This is a genomic window from Anabaena catenula FACHB-362 (assembly GCF_014698735.1).
Taxonomy (GTDB): Bacteria; Cyanobacteriota; Cyanobacteriia; order Cyanobacteriales; family Nostocaceae; genus Anabaena; species Anabaena variabilis_A.
In genome coordinates, this window is sequence record NZ_JACJTQ010000020.1 from 80,867 (window position 1) to 101,338 (window position 20,472).

Consider the following 20,472-nt stretch of genomic DNA (forward strand, 5'->3'; position numbering starts at 1 on the left):
TGTTATTATGAATAATTGATTTAGTTGGGTTTCTTCCCATTAGCCATTAGCCATTACCTAATTACCAGTCTCAAAAAGAGCTTTGTTCTGCAACCAATCTTTACCCACTTGAATACTAACATCTGAACCGATATTACCGGTGCTTTCTACCCGCACTTCTCCAAATCCCAAGGTGTTACGAATTGATTCAGCGCTATCACTGTCTCCTTGTTGGGCAATAATATGAGTAGTCTCTAGCGGTTCACCCCAGGGTTTAGAGATGAAGATATTGCGATATCCAGATTTTTCCAAGGCTCGAATTAAGGGACGAATCTGAGAGCGATCGCCACCTGTACTATCCTGAATTGCTACACGCAAACTGGCAGGATCAGTGATTTGTGATTCAAGTGATGCCGATTCTAAACCAAAGTTCTGAACCATTACTTTCCTGATCGCTCGTTTCTGTGGTATCCAATAACTGGCATCATACTCACCATTCTCACTAAAACGACCAGGCAACATTAACATTTGCATATTAGAGCGATTAGTTCGTGAACCAAAACCAACTAATGCAACTAATTCTTCAACTGTTAAGTTAGTGTCAATATTATCTTTAACAGTATTAAGAATTTCAGGTAATCGGGTGAGTGTTGTTGGGTTGAGACTCTGTTCAATTAAAGCACGTAATACCATTTGCTGGCGCTGAATCCGGCCAATATCGCCCAGTTCATCATGACGAAAGCGAAGTAATTGTAATGCTTGATCGCCTTGGAGATGCTGTTTACCTGCCTTTAAATTAATATATAAATGTTGGGAATCATCTTGATATTTCATATCTTTGGGAACGTAGACACTCACCCCACCTAACGCATCAATCAGCTTACCAACTCCCAAAACATTAATGCGGACATAACGATCAATCCCCACTCCACCCAGAAGATTACTTGCTGTTTTAGCAGTTAAAGCAGGACCACCATCCACATTAGCGGCGTTAATTTTTTTCACTCCATGCCCTTCTATTTCTGTACGGGTGTCTCTGGGAATGGAAAGCATAACGATTTTTTTGGTCTCTGGATCAAATTTGATCAACAGCATGACATCAGCAAGACCGTCAAAGGAATTGACTTGGGGTAAATACCTGAGTGCTTTGCTATCAGATGGGGGGTTCTGCACATCTGGAGGCAGTACACTCATACCCATAACTAAGATATTCACAGGGCGAGTTAATTGAGAAAATTGGAATCCATTACCAGAAATGCGATCGCCATCAAATACTGCCGCCTCCTTTGCAGTCAACTGGGCTTGCTGCAAAGGCGTACTGTCCCAAGAAACTGCTAACAATGCCCCCGCCATTCCTGATACCATTGCAATCCCGCTCATCCCCACCGCAAACCATAGCCAACGCCCAGATTTTGACTTACGAGAATTTTTGCCCCTGGATTTGGTTTTCGCTGATTTGTTATTTTCTGCTGATGTTCTTTGACTAGTCACAAACTTCCTCACACTGACTGAATAAAATACCCTAAATGTGCAGACTCTATATAATATGTGGACAAATCAAACCATAATAGCTAACTCTGAATTAACAATGTTGACTTTTTTACGAGGGTAGAAACTACAAGACCTATAGCGGTCTTTCTGGATATTTGTTGCTAATCCGGAGATGTTTATTGAAGTATGGCAATAATAAACCACATTTGACCAAAGCTGGTGGCAGATTAACTGTAAAGTCGTGTATCATGAGTAAAAATCATCACAAACTTCTCACTAATCAAAATTAAAATTTAGTACTTACGTAGCATTCGCTCGGCTAAATTGCTAAATCCTGGTAATCTGTAAGACTTCCCTTGGATGAGACGAAAAATTAACCAAACACTCACTAAAAAGTAACCAGATGTAAAAAAGCTGTTAAGGATTAATAACCGCAGTGTAAAAAAATCTGAAGTAGCTGCCCCAGTCATTAAAAATAAGTAACCTAACATCCATGTAAAACTTAAAGTAATGGACAGGCGGCTCACTGCCAGTTGTTCCCTGCTACCCTGGCGACGATAGAGAGTCCATAGAGAGGGAAAAAAGCCAAGAACTGGAATCAAATATAAAAACAGCAGCCTTTTAGAGGTGGCCGTGTCTTCAGAATTTGAGTAATTTTCAATTGGTGGTAGATTGTCCATAGTGGTTAGTCTAATCTTAAAGAAGGAGGGGAGCAGTCCAGAATGCCTTTGGGTTTGGGTTTTAACCCCTTGTTTAGGTCTGTTACCATAACGTTAGATTGTCAAAGAGTCCAGAAAATTCCGTGAGGATAACTTCCACGAAGTAGTACTCCTGAATTTCTGTACTATCTAGATAAACTAGGGAAATGAATCACATTCATATAGTTAGAGATAATAGTCTGTAAAGAAGAATTCAACTTAGTTCTATCCCGCAATCAGCTGAAAATGCAGACACGCAAGCTACTCGACTGGTGGCAAACACTTACACCAATAGCGCGAATCGGGGCGATCGCGCTCTTCACTCCGTTACTATTTCTCAATGGTTGGGCTATCTCGGCAATTTTCAATTATTTCCATTCTTTGATAGTCATTTTAGTCGGAGCCTCAGTTTTAGCATTTCTGCTCAACTACCCCGTGAGTTGGATGGAACGCCACGGTGCTAGACGAGAACAAGTTGCTATCTTAGTATTTTTATTAGCTTTATCCATTTTATTAGCGCTGGGTGTCACCCTCTTTCCTCTAGCACTTACCCAAGCCCAACAACTGGTAGCCCGCTTACCAGAATTGATTGACTCTGGGCGATCGCAGTTAATGATTCTCAACGAAAAAGCCGAAAGCATGGGCTTACCGATTAACCTTGATGCGATCGTCGTCCAAATTAACGATCGCGTCAAGGGACAATTGCAAGCCATCGCCGGACAAGTTTTAAATCTGGCTGTAGTCACCTTTACCAGCTTGTTAGACTTCCTGCTGACAATGGTTTTGACTTTCTATCTACTACAGCATGGCGGAGAACTCTGGCAAAGCTTAGTCGAATGGCTACCTTCTAAATTTCGTGACCCTTTTTCAAGAACAGTACGCCTGAGCTTTCAAAACTTCTTTATCACCCAATTAATTTTATCTACTTGTATGGCCTCTGCCCTCATTCCCACATTTTTGTGGCTGAAGGTACCATTTGGGCTATTATTTGGCTTGACTATTGGCCTTATGGCTCTTGTTCCCTTTGGCGGTTCTGTGGGTATCGCCCTGACAACTTTGTTGGTTTCTTTACAAGATTTTGGGATGGGGACGAAAGTCTTATTAGCCGCAGTTATCGTGCAGCAAATTCTCGAAAATATAATTGCACCCCGCATTTTAGGGAGTTTTACAGGTTTAAATCCTGTTTGGATACTAATTTCGGTGTTGACAGGTGCGAGAATTGGCGGACTTTTGGGCGTAATTGTGGCGGTTCCTTGTGCTGTCGTTATTAAGACAGTTATTAGCGCCATCCGTCCTCCCGTAATGAGTATCGATACAGAAGATTCCTCTTCAGGGGAAATAGTTGCACCCATGACATCAGAAGCATCTACCCAAACTCAAGCTCCAAATTCCCTCAGCGTTTCGGAAGCAACTTTACCCTAAGCAATTCAAAATTCAAAATTCAAGCAGGAGAAAACTATTATTGACTGTTTTCATTTGACAAGAGAGACTCAGAACTAGGTAGACGAGATTTAGTCATTAAATTGTTTGTACTATCAACTTGGGAACACCCCAATACACCCAACAGCACAACACTAGCTGCGGCTAAAACGTAGCGTCTACCTAGACTAACACCGTAACGTCTTTGTAAGAAATTTTCTTGTACATCTCTAAACTTCTGCCCGGTCATCTGCTACCTCATTTGTGGTTTCATCTGTCTATCAAGTTAGACGTTCATAATATGTCAGATGTTCACTATCGCATTTGCCGGCAGATAAACAGTTCCTGGTTACAGTTTTGGTAACAGCTAAAAAACGCCCAATACAGCAGCTATTAGCACTAACACCCTCCTATTGCAAGGCAATGTATCAGGATTGACAGGATTTAAGGATTTGCAGGATGAAAATTCTATCAACAAAATTCATATCCCTGACTTCTTTAAGAAATCGGGGATTTTATTGTTACTAATTAATTATAAGATAGTTCTTCCTTATCAGGACAAGTATAACACATCTAAAACTCAATGTCAACGCACTTCCTTCTCTCTTTGCGTCAGGTTAAACGTAGGGTGGTACCTTGTAAAGCCAGGTTTTCTACAATAAATTTCTAATCTTCATCCTGCAAATCCTGTATCCCTTACGGGAGGCGTATGGCTAACGCCACGCAAGCTAGAGCCATTTCAGACAAATTCCTAAATTCCTAATCTTCATCCTGTAAATCCTTAAATTCTGCAAATCCTGTATCCCTTACGGGAGGCGTATGGCTAACGCCACGCAAGCTAGAGCCATTTCAGACAACAAATAATTCAGATCAAAGCTGCTGTATCAATTTGCAGGTACAGTCCACCACGCTAAAGCATAGGGTTGACTGGCTTCATTGACTTGTTGCCGAAACTGCACCCGAATTTTATAATTCCCACTAGCAGGAACTGGGCAAAAAATATGTTCTGTACTATCAATTTCGCTAATTGATGAACAAATATTCCCAGAGTCTGAATTTTTAGCATCAGCTTTTACTAAGTAGAGATCGAGGTTATTTAATCCCCTATCTTTAAAACTTTCATCGACATCATACTGTTGATTATTATTTTTATCTTCTAATTCAACTAACCGATCCCAATTTAAGGTAATAGCGACAAAACTATTCTGTATTAAAGGTTTTGCTAACCCATATTCTTTAGATGAATTAGCATTAATTGTGCTATAATTCCAACCAATGGCGGGGATAGATTCTGAAGATTGCCATTGACCAGGACTAAACTGTTGATAAGCGCGAAAAGCATTTAAATGACCTGCTCCCATTTGAGCATCCAACGGAATTTTGGGATCTTTTTTAGCATCTGAAGCTAACCAATCTTGATTTTGTTTATCAATCAATGTCCGGGTCATTCCTAAGCGCAAACCATCGCCGCTGTCTTGAATTTTGTCTGCGGAATTCATTAATACAGCTTTCATAACTTGATGATGCCGGGAATCAATGCTCCAATGAGGTTGTTTTGTTCGTAACTGGCGGTCAGCAAATTCCTGTAATAAAGCAACAGTAGCTGTAACATGAGGCGCTGCAAAACTTGTACCTGTAGATTTATTCAACTTGCCATCAGGATTAAGTAAAGGAATATTACTACCAGGTGCAACCAAACCTATAGCCGTGCGTCCATCAATATTAAATTCCTTCCCTACTAGACGGCCGGCCACTCCTTGGTTTTTACCTGCCAGATTAGAAACATCTACTTTATTAAAAATTCCCCCTCTCCGGGATGAAAAAGCGACGTTGACTCCGTTAAAATTATCTGTAGGAATGGGAATCCCGCCTTTGCCTTGATTACCTGCGATCGCATACAAGACATTATGAACCCGACTAGACCAGTCAATACATAAAGTGAGTAAAGCTTTACCATCCAAAATAGCTTCTGGTCTGGGGTCACGATTGAGAGGTTCGCCAAAACTGAAGTTAATAGCGCGAACATCCCCACCGTTTTGTAGTGCTATATGTTGCGCTGATAAACACTCTTCTGGTTGACCCATATTTTTGGTAGAACCGACAGCAGAAGAATATAATCGCGCTTCTGGAGACACTCCCGGCCAGGCCTTATCTTGACTCACCATCACAGCAGCAACATTATAAGCGTGAGGGTCAACACCGCTATTGGACTTAGCTGGGGTATTACGTAAAAACACAGCCACTGGAGTTAAAGCTCGGTTTTTAGATACCGCTTTATCCCAACCAAACATTCCTGGCCGCCCAATTTCAACTTGACCAATGGCAATTTTTCGACCAGCTAAATTGTAGGGAGATTGATGTAGTTTCAGCGCATCAATACCATTAATTCCCAAAGAACTACCAAACTTAATAGCAGCCAATACCGGTACAGTCAAACAGGAAACACCCAAGCCCCAAATTACCCAAGTTAGTTTTTTGTTCATAGTCACCAATTACCAAAAAGTCCATATTTTGTTACGATGCTTACAGACGAGGACGCTTAAAAACCCACCAGCCATGACCCAAAACTCATCTCAAAAGCCTATAGTTATCGCTCCATCTATCCTATCAGCCGATTTTAGTCGGTTAGGTGACGACATTCGCGCCGTAGACAAAGCCGGAGCAGATTGGATTCACGTTGATGTAATGGACGGTCGTTTTGTACCTAATATTACGATAGGGCCCCTGATTGTGGAGGCGATTCGTCCAGTTACAACCAAGCCTCTGGATGTCCACTTGATGATTGTGGAACCAGAAAAGTATGTAGAAGGTTTTGCTAAGGCTGGTGCTGATATTATTTCCGTACACGCAGAACACAACGCTTCCCCTCACCTGCACCGCACCCTCGGACAAATCAGAGAACTCGGTAAGAAAGCTGGAGTTGTACTCAATCCTGGTACACCTTTGGAGTTAATTGAATATGTCCTAGAATTGTGCGATTTAGTGCTAATTATGAGCGTTAACCCCGGTTTTGGTGGTCAAAGCTTCATTCCTAGCGTAATTCCTAAAATCCGCAAGTTGCGTCAAATGTGCGATGAACGCGGTTTAGATCCTTGGATTGAAGTTGACGGAGGATTGAAAGCTAATAATACTTGGCAAGTTTTGGAAGCAGGAGCTAATGCTATTGTAGCGGGTTCGGCTGTATTCAATGCTCCTGATTATGCTGAGGCGATTACCAATATCCGTAACAGTAAGCGTCCTGCACCAGAATTAGCTGCTGTTTAATTTAATACTGCTAACTGAATAATACTTAAATCCTCGATTTCTTTGGGAAGTCGGGGGTTTATTTTTGTTTTGTAAACTGTTGACAACTAGAAAATGACTTGCTATATTTATTTATATTGGGTAAATATGTAATTTTTGGCTTGACATCCCGAATGCTCTTGTGGTAGTTTTATAGAGCGGGTGGAGGGAAAAATATTTTGATCTAACATCCCATAATTAAATGTCAGCAATAGCTCGCCAAATCCTTGGTGACACTTGTTTTCCTAAAACTTTAACTCATTGTATATATCAGTCACTCAATTTCTTTTTTGTTTAAAACAGAGGAGTCTATTTCATGATGCCACAAAATACCGAATGTTTGCAACCACTTGATTTTGATTTCACTTCATATTCTCCCATAGGAGACTTACTATTTGCGTGAGTCTCTGATGGGGATATATTGACACGCGCTTAATTATCACCCCTAGTCCGTAGGGTAGGTTAAGCGCATTTATGCTAAGATGCCATTACTGTACTCTGTAAGGAGTTTTCTGTATGGCTAACGTTACTTACGATGAAATTTTTGGAGCAGTATTAACCTTACCTCCTCTATACAGAGCGATGCTTGCTGAACATCTTCTCAAAAGTCTTGATGAAATTAATCCTGAAGTTGAGGCTGCTTGGGGAACAGAAATTGCAAATCGCATACAGGCGATAGATGAAGGTCGAGTTGCGTTAGTTCCAGCCGATGAAGTATTACAAAGACTAAGGAATCGCTGATGTTTCTTGAATTCGATCCTCATGCACAAATAGAACTTGAAGAAGCGACTTTATATTACGACAGTATTAGTTCTAAACTTGGCAATACTTTTCTTGATGCGGTTGAACGTACACTTAACCGCATAGTTAATTTTCCCGATGCTTGGACACCAATGATCCAAAATGCTAGACGTTGCCATATTGATGGTTTTCCTTATGGCATTGTGTACAGAATTTATGGTGAAAAAATTCAAATCCTAGCCGTAATGCACCTTCAACGTCAGCCAAACTATTGGATAGATAGAAAATAGGAATAATCATTTCGCAGTTTTCATGTATTTAGACCACATTCTAAATTAATCTCTTTTTTCCTTTGTGTCTTGGCGCGAAACATTTACCTGAAAATAGCTGTATATTGAAAAATTAGTTAAGATAATATTGATCTGATCACTCTAGGTAATTGGCTATGAGATGGGAAGAAGTTTGTGACCATAAACAATTACAAGATTTACCCTTCAAGATAGAATTAAATAAATGGGGACAAATTGTAATGAGTCCGGTAAAGATTAAACACTCATTTTATCAAGGAAGAATCCAACGTTTATTAGAATCTTTACTGAATACTGGAGAAGTGATGCCAGAATGTGCAATCAACACATCAGATGGAGTTAAAGTTGCCGATGTGGTTTGGTGTTCAGAGGAAAGATTTGATCAAATTCAAGATGAAATATCAGCTTCAATCGCACCAGAAATTTGTATAGAAGTTAAATCCACTGGCAACACTGTTGATGAAATGGAATTTAAGAAAAAATTATATTTAGAAGCTCAAGCAATTGAAGTATGGTTATGTAATGAACAAGGTAAAATACAATTCTATAATGGACAAGGTGAGTTAGAAAAATCTTTGTTAGTTCCTGACTTTCCTGAGCAAATTAAACGATAATTTCGAGTTTAACTTTAGCTTATTGTTTACGGTAGCGTCTGGAGTAAAAGTTATCGGCGTTATCACCATAGTTCTAAAAAGCATAATTGGAGATTACCCTAAATCCCCTTTAGAAAGGGGGGCTTTTGAGGAATTTAGCCCACCCCACCTACATTATTACTTCCGACTACCCAACCATTTAGCAGCTGCAATACCGATAATTCCTGCCACAACAGGATTACTGAAGAACTTGAGAATACCAGGTTGCTCCGCTAACACTTCACGGAAAATATCAGGATGATTGTGATAAGCAAAGGATGCAAGTTTACTTACATCATCAGCAGTCATGCGGTTAGAGTTATGAGTAGAGAGAGCCAACTGTTGTTCTAAACGTTTTTCGTCGAACCCTCTGGTTTTTAATTGTTTGAAAAAGGCGCGCGCTACATCATCTCGTTCATTAGGTTTGATTTGAGAAATTGCCTTTTGTAATTCTGGCTCCATTTGGCTAGGAGGGATGCGTTCTGAATGTAAAGATTGATCAAATAATTGCCGACGTTGATCTGTTGTTGTCCGTTGGGCAAAATCATCAAAAGTTTGATATTCGTTTGCTGTATCGGCGGAAATATTATCTAAAGATTCGACATTTCCCTGAGCCAAATCTTTCATGATTTCGCGTTTATATTGTTCACTACTTGTCATTTTATTAATCTCCTGTATGAGAATTAACTGTACTTAACTTGATTAGTTTGAAGATCATAATCAGCAGTTAAAATCAGTTTTTTGTCGGCAGCATAAACTAAAACTTTTAAGTCTTGATTAGGGAAATTTTTGCGAAAACCCTGAACTAAAGATGTTGCTAATGGTTTCACATCACTAGGACGAACTTGAGGAGAAATCACAACAGCTAGTTTATTATTATCCCGGACATATGCATCCTGAACTAATCCTTGAGAAGTTTGGATAACCCAGTTACCAAAACTCTGTCCCCCTGGAGTATTACCACGCTGTAGTTCTGCATAAGTAACATCTCTACCAATGGCTGTTGGGGCATTTACGCGGTCGGCTTCTGTCGTTGTTCCACCGCCGCAAGCAGTAGTTAAAGTCACCACTAAAATCAAGACAAAAGCAATCAATATTTGACGACTCTGCTGAAGCCGATTCATATTTTATCTCCTCATGAATAAAGCACATTACATTTAACAATTCCTAAATTAAGGAATCTGTAATTTAGCTAAAATATCTCCAAAACCCTTTATGGTTCGTAATTGCTTTGCAAATGCAACTACGAACTAGATTATTTATCTAATCAATGTTTTTCTTAACACTATCTTTCACATCTTCAACAGCGTGTCTTACTTCACTTTCTGCCTGTTTAGCTTGACCCTCAGCTTTATCTTTTGGATCGCCAGTGACATTTCCTACGGCTTCTTGGGCTTTCCCTTCAATATTTTTAGCTGTGGCTTTAGCCCGTTCTTCTAAACTCATGGGAATGTTCCTCTGTGACTTAACTTACCTTTATAATTTAGCTTAACTATTGGCTTAATTCTTCCGTCATAAGGTACATCAAGTAGATTTAGTAGTTATGCAAAAAGATAGATAATTCTATTTGCATGAACTACAAATAATTTTTTTTAATGGTTGTCTGAGCCATAAAAAATAGCATTACAATGCTACTGAGCGTGACATAAATGATTTAGGACTTACGCTAAAAACCTCTCAAACTCTTATTTCCCTATATACTCTGTGTTCTCTGTGGTTAATTTTGACATTACTTGTGGGTAATATCAATTTACTGAATTAACGCTACAAATGAATCTCCTTCCGCGTCCCTGCATAAGAGCATCTGTCCATTTGTATCAACTTTAAAGTAAAACGGGATAAGTCCTGAGATTTATAATCGTCCTAGTTATGCTGCAAAATGTAAATTAACCTATCTGTATCCTTGCCACAAAGTCCCCTAACCTGATAATGAGAGTTAGGACAATTGCAGAAAGGTGGGTTACGATTCATGGCTTATTCATGGTTTAAAGCGTTTCACATTATTGGCTTTGTGGTTTGGTTTGCAGGGTTATTCTACCTAGTGAGGCTGTTTATCTATCACGTTGAAGCCAACCAGGAACCAGAACCAGCAAAAACGATACTGAAAAATCAGTATCAAATTATGGAAAAGCGTCTTTATGACATTATTACTACTCCAGGGATGTTTGTGACGGTAGCAATGGCTATTGGTATCCTCTCTACCAACCCAGATTTGTTAAAAGAACCCTGGTTACATTTTAAATTAGGGTTTGTTGCCATTTTAATAGGCTATCATCATTATTGCGGTAGGTTGATGAAGCAATTAGCAGCAGATGAATGTAAGTGGAGTGGTCAACATTTACGGGCTTTAAATGAAGCACCAACTCTTTTGTTAGTGGTGATTGTGATGTTGGCTATATTCAAGAATAATTTGCCTACAGACCTCACTGCTTGGTTAATTTTTGGTTTAGTAATTTTCATGGCTGCAAGTATTCAGATGTATGCCAAAATCCGCAGACGCAATAAGGAAAAGTTGATGGCTGAATTAAGCCAAGTAAATCAAGTTCCCCAAGCACAAAATTAAGATGTGTGGTGGGCATTGCCCACCTTATTTTTTAGGCTCAAGGAGTTAAAAGTTAAGATGACAAAGCAATTATTTAATAATCGTCTGGCTGTATTAGCAACAATGCACCATAAAGAAAGAGTAATTGCTCCTATTTTACAGCAAGCATTAGGAATTAAAGTTATTGTACCCGCAGATTTTAATACTGATGCTTTTGGTACTTTTACCAGAGAGATAAAACGCCCAGGAACGCAAATTGCAGCGGCTAAATTAAAAGCGGAGAAAGCTATTGAAATTACAGGAAAAACTTTGGCGATAGCTAGTGAAGGTAGTTTTGCGCCTCATCCTAGTTTTCCTTATATTTATGCTAACAGAGAAATTATTGTTTTTTTAGATAAAGAGAATGATTTAGAAATTATTGGTGAGGTATTTTCAACAGAAACTAATTTTAATCATCAGGTTGTTAACAACTTACAAGAAGCAGAAGAATTTGCGCTCAAGGTTGGTTTTCCTGAACATGGTTTAGTAATTAGGTTTGAAAAATCAGATCATGAGACTCCTGAAATTATTAAAGGTATTAATACTGGGGATAAATTGAGAGCGTCTGTAAATTTCGCTTTGAGTAATTCAGCTAATGGAAAGTTGCATCTAGAAACCGATATGAGGGCGCTTTATAATCCTCAGCGAATGAAAAATATAGAAAAAGCTACTCAAGATTTACTAAATAAAATTAATAGCTGCTGTCCAAAATGTTCTACACCTGGATTTACTATAACTGAAACTATCAAAGGATTGCCATGTGCAAGTTGTCTTCAACCTACTACGCTGATTCGTGCGGTAGTTTACCAATGCAAAAAATGTAATTTCATGGAACAAAAATTATTTCCTGATGGGATAAGTTTAGCTGATCCTGGTTTATGTAATTATTGCAATCCTTAAATAAATACCTTCATTAAAATAATTCGTAATTCAGGCGTTACTGATTAAGAGTATGATTTTGTTTCACGCAGAGGAGCCAGTGCGTTGCGCGGGTTCCCCGCGTTGTAGCAACTGGCGTAGCGCGGAGTCACAGAGAGTAGCTGAAGTACAAATTTATCCCCGTTTATATAGGACTCCTATTTGATTTTTGAACAAACTCAGTACACCTTTATTCCTTCTTTTCTGTTCCCTGTTCCCTGTTCCCTGTTCCCTACCTCTACGAGTAAATTCAGGAATCAAACCGGATTCCTATATGTGGTTAATTATTTCTTATTGTACATCACGAATGTTGACTAGATAGGAAATAGAAAATACTAACTAATAACTGATTTAATAAAGCCTCCTCCTGAACGGTTAATAACAAGAGGAGGTTTGAAGCTAAAGTCCGGTAGGGTAATCGGGCTACTTAATATTTAATATTTAATCTCTCCATATCCAGTCTTCCTTTAGACAGATAAATTTATTATTAATATTGCTGTTTGGTATAATTAAAAAAAAATCCCCCGTTGTCAGATATCAACAGGGGAAATGCATTAAACTTCGTCAGGTGATCGGAATAGTTAATTATTTAGTATTTATGCTATGTATCTTGATTCCTCCATTAGATAGATAAATATTGGGATATATGTTTAAATTCGTATATTAAAATACTGGGCTTTAATTTGTCAGAAAATCAATACAGTATATAGCAGCGTACAAGATTCAGTCAGTAGGAGTTTATAGCAATAGTATTTGAATTTTGAAAAAATCTAAGTATTTGTAGGGTACGTTAGTGATAGCGTAACGCACCCTACGTATCTTTCAAAAATCAAATATTAGTTTCCAGGCCCCGCAGTGACAATGACCAGATTTTCTGGTTTGATTAACTCTTCAATTGCTTTTTGCACTTGAGTCATGGTTACTGCTTGAAGACGCTGGGGAAATTCGCGGAGTTCTGCGGTGGATAATCCCAAAATTGCATTTTCCAAAATGATGCTGGCCACTTGACTAGGACTAGCTAAATCTACAGGATAACTGTTGATAAGAGAACGTTTCGCTGTCTTAAATTCTGCTTCAGTTATACCTTGTTCCCGAAATTGTTTCAGTAATGCTAGGGTACTGGAAATCGCTTTTTGAGTGTCTTGGGGTGCTGTCTGCATTGAAATCACAAATGGACCAGGATTAATACCCGCAGCAAAGCCACTGTAAATACCATATGTCAAACCCAAGCGATCGCGCACTTCTGTTCCTAACCGACTCGATAAGGTATCACCACCCAAAATCTGATTAAGGATAAGTGCAGCATAAAAACGCGGATCTTTGCGAGAAATGCCGTTGTATCCTAGATAAGTAACAGACTCTGTTTTCCCAGGAATTACTGTATTTAATTGTTGTGAATTGGATGGAAATGTTACAGATGGTAGGTTCAGCACTGGTGGTTTACCCTCAGCAGTCCATTGACCAAAAGCTTTATTTAGCAAGGTTTTAACTTGGGTTGGTTCAAAATCACCAACTAAAGTAAGTGTTGTAGCATCCGGTCGATAGTGTTGTTGATAGAAACTCACCACATCTTCACGAGTAATATTCTGTAAACTCTCAATTGTGGGGAAACTGTGGAAAGGGTGATTTTTTGGATAAATTGCTTGCTGAAATACCCTTCTTCCCAGTCCTCTGGGGTCATCTAGTTGTACTTGAAGACTGGTTAATTCTCGTTGACGACTGAGTTCTAATTGGTCAGCAGGGAAGTTGGCGTTTTGCAGCACATCTGCTATGGTTTGAATCAGTAGTGGTAAGTTAGCCGATAATCCTTGACCGCTAATACTCACACCTTCACGACTAGCACTAAAATCTAACTCAGTGCCTTTGTTTTCTAATGTCTGCGCTAAAGTGAGAGCATCTTGAGTTTTAGTACCATTCATTAAGTTGGTAGCAGTCAAATTCGCTAAACCTGCTTTTTGATTATGATCAAACTCATTACCAGCGTTAATTTGTCCACTGATATGAATGGTGGGTAAGCTGGAATCTTTTAACAGCAGTACTTTCAAGCCATTGGCTAAGGTAAACTGTTCTGGTAAGGATTGTTGATTAGAATTGGTAGCTGATGTTGTCGGTGGCAGATATTTCGCTAGTTCTGCGGGGTCTACAGGTTGACCAGGACTAAAGTTTTCCGTAGTCCGACCAGCACCACCACTAGAAGTTCCTGGTTGACCATCTGCTTGAGTTGGTTCAAAGAAACCGATAGTTTGTTTTGCTGGGTTGAGGTAAGTTTTGGCTACTCGTTGGACATCTTGGGGAGTAACTTGAGCGATCGCACTCAAATACTTTTCAATATAATGATAGTCTCCGGCAATAACTTGGTTATACGCCAATTGACTAGCTTGACTGCTAATATCCTGATTATTCAAGATAAATCCAGCTTGAAGTTGTGTCTTGGCTCGATTTAACTCTTCTGAAGTAACAGGTTGTTGTTGTAATTTTGTCAAAGATTGCTGAATCACATCCGCAATTTTGCTGATTTCTTGCTCTGGTGCAGCTGTGGCGCTAATGTCATACCAACCCGGTTCTATCAGTTCCGCAGCGCTACCACTGACTGAACTAGCCAATCCAGATTCTATCACGGCTTGATACAAACGAGAACTACGTCCACCTGTGAGAATAGCATCCATGACATCAATTGCGGGAACATCGGGATGTTTGATATCTGGTAAAGGATAGACAGCTTGTAGTAATGCTGCGCTTCCCGGTTGTTTGAGAACAATTGGCGCTTTTTGAGGAGTACTCACCGCAGTGACAGCAGGAGAAACTGGAAAATTGGTCTTTTTCCCTTTTGGCAGTTTTCCAAAAGTGGCTTGGATAGATTTTAGAGTTGGTTCGGTGTTAAAGTCCCCTGTGACTACTAAAGTCGCATTATCCGGACTGTAGTAATTTTGGTAATAATTGCGTACTTGTTCAACCGTGAATTTCTCGACATCGGCTTTTGTGCCTCCTACGGGTAAACCGTAAGCACGGTTAGGGAAAGCGGCTTTTCTGACTTCTCGATCTAAACGATATTCTGGTGAGTTTTCATATCCTTGTAACTCAGAAATGACTACACGCTTTTCACTGGTGAGTTCCTCTGAGCCTATTAAAGCATTTTTCATGCGATCGCTTTCCAGAGTCAACAGTGCTTCTAATTTATCTCGCTGCACTGTACCAAAATAAGCCGTTTCATCAAAACTAGTAAAAGCATTGAACTGACTACCCAAAGCACTAAATAACCTGCCAAATTGCACCGGACGGTCAGTAGTACCCTTAAACATTAAATGTTCGAGTTGGTGAGAAATACCACTTTCTCCATTTCCCTCATTGCGAGAACCAACTTTATACCAAACCTGCACACTTACCACAGGTGCAGTATGCACTTCTTTGGTGAGTACAGTTAAGCCATTTTCTAACACTGTTTTCTGCACACCTTGGGTAAAAGAGAGTGCTGCTGGTGTAGCAGCATTAGTGACATTCCCGGAAAATGGCAAAATACTCAGGAAAAGGCTGAGAAACAACCCTAAAAACATATATGAACGTAGTTTCATAAGCGGTGAATTTGAGACAACAAAACCCTGAAATATGCGGTAAAAGGTGAATTACGAAATCTCTCTTTTGGGTGATGACAGGTATTTATCGAAAGTTAGGATGTAAATGACTAAGCAGGTTTTGCTATTCCTCTAGTGTAGTCATGAAATTCTAGCGTGAAGAGGAGAGGAAGAAAAACGAACCGCAGAGGATATATAGGACTCCTATTTGAGTTTTGAGCAAATTCCTACACAAGAAGCCCTGACGAGTAGGGGTTTAGTAATGCTAAACCCCTAGATAAATCAAACCGGAGTCCTATAGAAAAGAGATATGTTAGAAAATTATCTGCGCTTAGAAACACCAAGGTTGCTGCTGCGTACCTTTGAAAATAAAGATATAAACACCTTTATTACATATCGCAATGATCCTGAAGTTGCAAAATATCAAAGTTGGGATATACCTTACCCAGAAACAGCGGCCAGAGAGTTTATAGAATATCTGCAACAGGCTAAACCGGGGACTTTGGGTGAATGGTATCAGATAGCTATTACACTCAAAACCACAGGTAAAATAATTGGTGATTGTGCCTTTTGCATTTTAGCTGACGATGGACAACAAGCGGAAATTGGTTTTACCCTGTCACGTCAGTATCAAGGAAAAGGTTATGCAACGGAAGCTGTAACTTGTTTATTGGCATATTTATTTACAGAGTATAAATTGCATCGTATCCGGGCAAATTGCGACTCGGCAAACATTGCATCTGTTCGACTTCTGGAACGTTTGGGAATGCGACGGGAAGGGCATTTTGTGAAGAGTTTGTGGTTTAAGGGTGAGTGGGCAGATGAGTTGTGGTTTGCTATTTTGCGTGAGCAATGGCAAGTATATGGAAATTTTTCGTAAACAAGAGCAAGCATAAACATTAGTATTTTTTCATACTAACAAGTAATTGTATCACAAATGTGATTTATGAGAATATGTCACTTTTTATAAAAAAGCAGTTATCGAGATATACTATTACCAGTAATGCTTATAATACCAGCACTAGTCAATCTTATTTGACTGCTGATACATCCTGTTAATACCAATAATTACTCAAATCTATGAATATCCTACTTAAACCCGTCCTCACTCTGACCTATGACCAACTCAGCACTTTTTCTAGTTTTGATAACTTCTGGAATTTATTCGATACAGCTTTTGGCACACAATATGATCGTACTGTAGCTGTAACTCTGCTTTCTCAATGGCAAGCTGGTGATTTTAGTTCACTTCCGCAAATTGAGATTCTTGATAGTAGCATTCTTGGCAATGCTAACGGTGCTTATGCTAGTAGCACTAATACAATTTATCTATCAGATAGCTTTGTTAACACTGCCACAACAGCAGCGATTAGTGCGGTTCTGTTAGAGGAAATTGGGCATTTTGTAGATTCTCAAATCAATCTGACGGATAGTGCTGGTGATGAAGGAGCGATTTTTGCTGAGTTGGTTCAGGGTAATAGTCTGGATACTGAGACTTTACAGGCTTTGAAGGCTGAGGATGATCACGGGACGATGACGGTAAATGGGCAACTTATTCAGGTAGAACAGCAGAATTTTACGGGAACTAACGGGAATGATACGATTACAGGAACTTCTGGCAACGACACGATAAACACTGGCTTAGGTATAGATAGTGCCAATGGAGGAGCAGGAGATGATTTACTAATTATTAATTACTCCATAGGTGATACTGGAAGTGAGATGAACTTATCTACCTCCACAGGTACTGAAGGATTTTCTGGTACAGCTTATCGCTACGATTCCACTGGTAGCTACGAATTAGACAGAGTTGATTTCGATGGGATAAATCGGTTTCAGATTACTGGTACAGGTAAGAATGATACTATCACTACTGCCAGTGGTAATGACACTATTAATGCGGGTGCTGGTGATGACACCGTTAATGGTGGAGGCGGTGTAGATACATTAGATGGTGGTGCTGGTAGCGATACCTTGATATTGAACTTGTCGGCTCAAACAGGGAATATCGTTATTAACAATGCCACTGCTGGGATTAATTTAACTGGCATTGTCAAAGCAACTAACTTTGAGAACTTTACCATCGCTACTGGTAGTGGCAATGATACGATTACTCAATCAGGATTAGTTAATAACATTGTTATTCGTGGCAATGATAATATTAACGGTGGGGCTGGTAACGACACGATAAACACTGGATTAGGTAATGACATTGCCAATGGAGGAGCAGGAGATGATCTACTAATTGTTGATTACTCCATTGGTGATACTGGAAGTGAGATGAACTTATCTACCTCCACAGGTACTGAAGGATTTTCTGGTACAGCTTATCGCTACGATTCCACTGGTAGCTACGAATTAGACAGAGTTGATTTCGATGGGATAAATCGGTTTCAGATTACTGGTACAAGTCAAAATGACACTATCACTACTGCCAGTGGCAATGACACTATTAACGGTGGGGCTGGTAATGACAATATTAATAGTGGGGCTGGTAATGACACTATTGATGGTGTTAACGGAACACTCCTGACTCCAGGATTAGGAGAAATAGATGTTCTCACAGGTGGAACAGGAAGCGATAGATTTATCTTAGGAAATGCTACCAAGGCTTATTATGATGATGGCAATACTTCTACTAATGGTAGCAACGACTATGCCGACATTACCGACTTCAACACCGGAGATATTATTCAACTGCAAGGAACAAGCAGTAATTACCTTCTAACTGTTGTCGGTGCAGACACTCAAATATTCATCAATAAACCCGGAACAGAACCAGATGAACTCATTGGTATAGTCAGAAATAAAACAGGCTTGAGTCTGACTGGAAGTAACTTCACCTATGTTACATTACCCACCATTACCCTAGCTGTATCTCCCAGCAGCGTTACAGAAGATGGAACAGGCAACCTAGTTTATACCTTCACCCGCACCGGCAGTACAACCAATGCCTTAAGCGTTAACTATGGCATCACTGGCACAGCAGCTAGTACAGACTATACTGGTGCAACACCCGGAACTGGAAAAACCATCACCTTTGCTGCTGGTTCGAGTACCGCAACATTAACTATTGACCCCACAGCCGATACCATCGTTGAAGCTAATGAAACTGTTGCTTTAACTTTAGCTACAGGCACAGGTTACACCGTTGGTACAACTGCTGCGGTAACGGGAACTATTACCAATGATGATGTTGCATCATCTGTCACTATTAACCTCAGTGCTGACCAGACCATAGTCGAAGGCAAAACTAGTCCTCAAAACGTTTCTTATACGGTTACTCTTTCCAGCACCAGCACCCAAACCATTACCGTGAACTATGCCACCAGTAACGGTACAGCTATAGCAGGGTCAGACTATACCAGCAAAACAGGAACATTAACCTTCAACCCAGGAATCAAAACTCAAGTTATCAATATCCCCGTTGTTAATGATTCCATCAATGAAGCAAATGAAACCTTTACTCTAACGGTGATATCTCCTACCAATGCCAGCTTGGGAACTAAAACCACCGCCACTACAACCATAACCGATACCCTTACATCCTCCATTACCACTACCCTACCAACCAATGTTGAAAACCTGACTCTCACAGGAACAACGGCTATCAACGGTACAGGTAATGCAGGAGATAACGTCCTCACGGGTAATAGTGCCAATAATACCCTTACAGGTCTGAATGGTAATGATACTTATGCTTTTGTTGCTAATACCGCATTAGGAACAGATAAGATTGTGGAAACAGCAACAGGTGGTATTGATACGATTGACTTGAGTGGTACTACTGCTGCTGTGAAGGTTAATCTGGGTGTCATCACATCACAAACGGTTAATAGCAATCTCAAACTCATCATTTCTGCTAACAACGTTGTCGAAAACGCAATCGGTGGTACAGGTAATGACCGTCTGACTGGTAATGCCCTCGATAACCGGCTTGTTGGTGGTGAAGGCAATGATCAACTGCAAGGGTTAGCGGGAAATGATAGCCTTTGGGGAGGATTGGGTGATGATGTCCTCATCGGAGGACTTGGTAATGATAAATACTTATTCCAAAGCAGTGGTGTTTTTGGTAGTTCGTTAGGTGTTGACTTAATCACCCTGTTTGAAGCCGGACAAGACCAAATTGTATTAAGTAAAACCACCTTTAATGCCATTACTAATACTGTGGGACAAGGGTTAACTGACTTTGCGGTTGTTACTGATGATCAATTTGTGGACGCTAGTAATGCTCGTGTTGTCTTTAGTCAAAGCAGTGGTAGTCTGTTCTATAACCAAAATGGCAATGTTCTGAATCCAGAAGCCGTGTTTGAATTTGCTTATTTAGGTAATGCTGATATCACCCTCAGTAGTAGTAATTTTAGTTTGGTTGCCTAGTGTCGTAGGGGTTTAGCATTGCGCTTTACCCCTCTCAGATTTGCCATACTCAAGCCGACAAGCTCTTTAGGGATTAAAGTCTCAATTTTTCTGTCAAAAAGTCGAGATAAATCTTGATTAAATGTGAGTATTTGTTAGCTTTTTTTAGTACTGTTAACCCCTTACTCCTGATAGTTCAGCTTGTCTCAGATGCAAATCCTTTCTTCATATATGTTTCCTATGGATTTAATCAGTTCAATTGCTTGTTAAAGATACTCGTAGTCTATCAACATCCTCTAAGATAGAAAGTTGGATTGAGAAAGGAAACCTAAAACCAACTTCTAAAAAGCATCTACTAATTCAAAACGGATTTTCTTACCAACAACTCTAGTAGCCTTATCAATTGTCTCTAAAAGTAACAATACCTTTGCCATTTTTTTGTAGGTTGGGTTTAGGCACGAAACCCAACGCATTTGTTGGGTTTTGCTACGCTCAACC

General features: G+C 39.7%; 17 protein-coding genes. 9 read left to right on the top strand and 8 right to left on the bottom strand.

Annotation, left to right across the window (positions count from 1 at the left end):
* Nucleotides 1–57: 57 nt before the first annotated feature.
* Together H6G68_RS14465 and H6G68_RS14470 are read right to left on the bottom strand one after the other, a co-directional pair.
* Nucleotides 58–1,470: an LCP family glycopolymer transferase gene (locus H6G68_RS14465; protein WP_190907264.1), complete on the bottom strand. Its 1,413-nt coding sequence runs from the start codon at nt 1,468–1,470 to the stop codon at nt 58–60.
* A 293-nt stretch (nt 1,471–1,763) separates the two neighbouring features.
* Nucleotides 1,764–2,150, bottom strand: coding sequence for a hypothetical protein (locus H6G68_RS14470; protein WP_127054764.1), 387 nt, complete (start codon nt 2,148–2,150; stop codon nt 1,764–1,766).
* Nucleotides 2,151–2,414: 264 nt separating this feature from the next.
* On the opposite strand from H6G68_RS14470, the gene H6G68_RS14475 reads away from it, so the two are divergent.
* Nucleotides 2,415–3,590 carry an AI-2E family transporter gene (locus tag H6G68_RS14475; protein ID WP_190907265.1) on the top strand — a complete coding sequence of 392 codons (1,176 nt, stop codon included), beginning with the start codon at nt 2,415–2,417 and terminating at the stop codon, nt 3,588–3,590.
* Between the two features lie 37 nt (nt 3,591–3,627).
* On the opposite strand, the gene H6G68_RS14480 is transcribed toward H6G68_RS14475, so the two are convergent.
* Together H6G68_RS14480 and H6G68_RS14485 are read right to left on the bottom strand one after the other, a co-directional pair.
* Nucleotides 3,628–3,837: a proteinase inhibitor I4 serpin gene (locus H6G68_RS14480; RefSeq protein WP_190907266.1), complete on the bottom strand. Its 210-nt coding sequence runs from the start codon at nt 3,835–3,837 to the stop codon at nt 3,628–3,630.
* 634 nt (nt 3,838–4,471) lie between these two features.
* The gene (locus H6G68_RS14485; protein WP_190907267.1) at nt 4,472–6,070 is read right to left on the bottom strand and encodes a S8 family serine peptidase; all 1,599 of its coding nucleotides are present in this window, start codon (nt 6,068–6,070) and stop codon (nt 4,472–4,474) included.
* A gap of 73 nt (nt 6,071–6,143) precedes the next feature.
* Here H6G68_RS14485 and rpe point away from each other — a divergent pair, with 73 nt between their 5' ends.
* The 4 genes from rpe to H6G68_RS14505 all read left to right on the top strand — a co-directional run bounded on the left by rpe (nt 6,144) and on the right by H6G68_RS14505 (nt 8,532).
* Entirely contained in the window at nt 6,144–6,851 is a 708-nt protein-coding gene (gene rpe / locus H6G68_RS14490) for a ribulose-phosphate 3-epimerase (protein WP_190907268.1), read from the top strand.
* A 534-nt stretch (nt 6,852–7,385) separates the two neighbouring features.
* Complete coding sequence (locus tag H6G68_RS14495) at nt 7,386–7,610, top strand: addiction module protein (protein WP_190907269.1); 225 nt, start codon at nt 7,386–7,388, stop codon at nt 7,608–7,610.
* Nucleotides 7,610–7,900: a type II toxin-antitoxin system RelE/ParE family toxin gene (locus H6G68_RS14500; protein ID WP_190907270.1), complete on the top strand. Its 291-nt coding sequence runs from the start codon at nt 7,610–7,612 to the stop codon at nt 7,898–7,900. Before H6G68_RS14495 ends, H6G68_RS14500 begins: the two co-directional genes overlap by 1 nt.
* A gap of 155 nt (nt 7,901–8,055) precedes the next feature.
* The gene (locus H6G68_RS14505) at nt 8,056–8,532 is read left to right on the top strand and encodes a Uma2 family endonuclease (RefSeq protein WP_190907271.1); all 477 of its coding nucleotides are present in this window, start codon (nt 8,056–8,058) and stop codon (nt 8,530–8,532) included.
* A 156-nt stretch (nt 8,533–8,688) separates the two neighbouring features.
* Here H6G68_RS14505 and H6G68_RS14510 read toward each other — a convergent pair whose 3' ends face one another.
* The 3 genes from H6G68_RS14510 to H6G68_RS14520 all read right to left on the bottom strand — a co-directional run bounded on the left by H6G68_RS14510 (nt 8,689) and on the right by H6G68_RS14520 (nt 9,996).
* Nucleotides 8,689–9,210 carry a hypothetical protein gene (locus H6G68_RS14510; RefSeq protein ID WP_071189017.1) on the bottom strand — a complete coding sequence of 174 codons (522 nt, stop codon included), beginning with the start codon at nt 9,208–9,210 and terminating at the stop codon, nt 8,689–8,691.
* A gap of 23 nt (nt 9,211–9,233) precedes the next feature.
* Entirely contained in the window at nt 9,234–9,674 is a 441-nt protein-coding gene (locus H6G68_RS14515) for a hypothetical protein (protein ID WP_127054772.1), read from the bottom strand.
* A 139-nt stretch (nt 9,675–9,813) separates the two neighbouring features.
* Nucleotides 9,814–9,996 carry a CsbD family protein gene (locus tag H6G68_RS14520; RefSeq protein ID WP_190907272.1) on the bottom strand — a complete coding sequence of 61 codons (183 nt, stop codon included), beginning with the start codon at nt 9,994–9,996 and terminating at the stop codon, nt 9,814–9,816.
* Between the two features lie 523 nt (nt 9,997–10,519).
* On the opposite strand from H6G68_RS14520, the gene hemJ reads away from it, so the two are divergent.
* Together hemJ and H6G68_RS14530 are read left to right on the top strand one after the other, a co-directional pair.
* Nucleotides 10,520–11,113, top strand: coding sequence for a protoporphyrinogen oxidase HemJ (hemJ, locus tag H6G68_RS14525; protein ID WP_190907273.1), 594 nt, complete (start codon nt 10,520–10,522; stop codon nt 11,111–11,113).
* 57 nt (nt 11,114–11,170) lie between these two features.
* Complete coding sequence (locus tag H6G68_RS14530) at nt 11,171–12,031, top strand: DUF6671 family protein (RefSeq protein WP_190907274.1); 861 nt, start codon at nt 11,171–11,173, stop codon at nt 12,029–12,031.
* Nucleotides 12,032–12,885: 854 nt separating this feature from the next.
* On the opposite strand, the gene H6G68_RS14535 is transcribed toward H6G68_RS14530, so the two are convergent.
* Entirely contained in the window at nt 12,886–15,618 is a 2,733-nt protein-coding gene (locus H6G68_RS14535; protein WP_242045270.1) for a M16 family metallopeptidase, read from the bottom strand.
* A 310-nt stretch (nt 15,619–15,928) separates the two neighbouring features.
* Between H6G68_RS14535 and H6G68_RS14540 the strand changes: the two genes are divergently transcribed.
* A complete protein-coding gene (locus tag H6G68_RS14540; RefSeq protein WP_190907275.1) occupies nt 15,929–16,498 on the top strand; it encodes a GNAT family N-acetyltransferase in 570 nt (189 codons plus the stop codon).
* A 200-nt stretch (nt 16,499–16,698) separates the two neighbouring features.
* Nucleotides 16,699–19,995, top strand: coding sequence for a beta strand repeat-containing protein (locus H6G68_RS14545; RefSeq protein WP_190907276.1), 3,297 nt, complete (start codon nt 16,699–16,701; stop codon nt 19,993–19,995).
* Nucleotides 19,996–20,472: the final 477 nt, after the last annotated feature.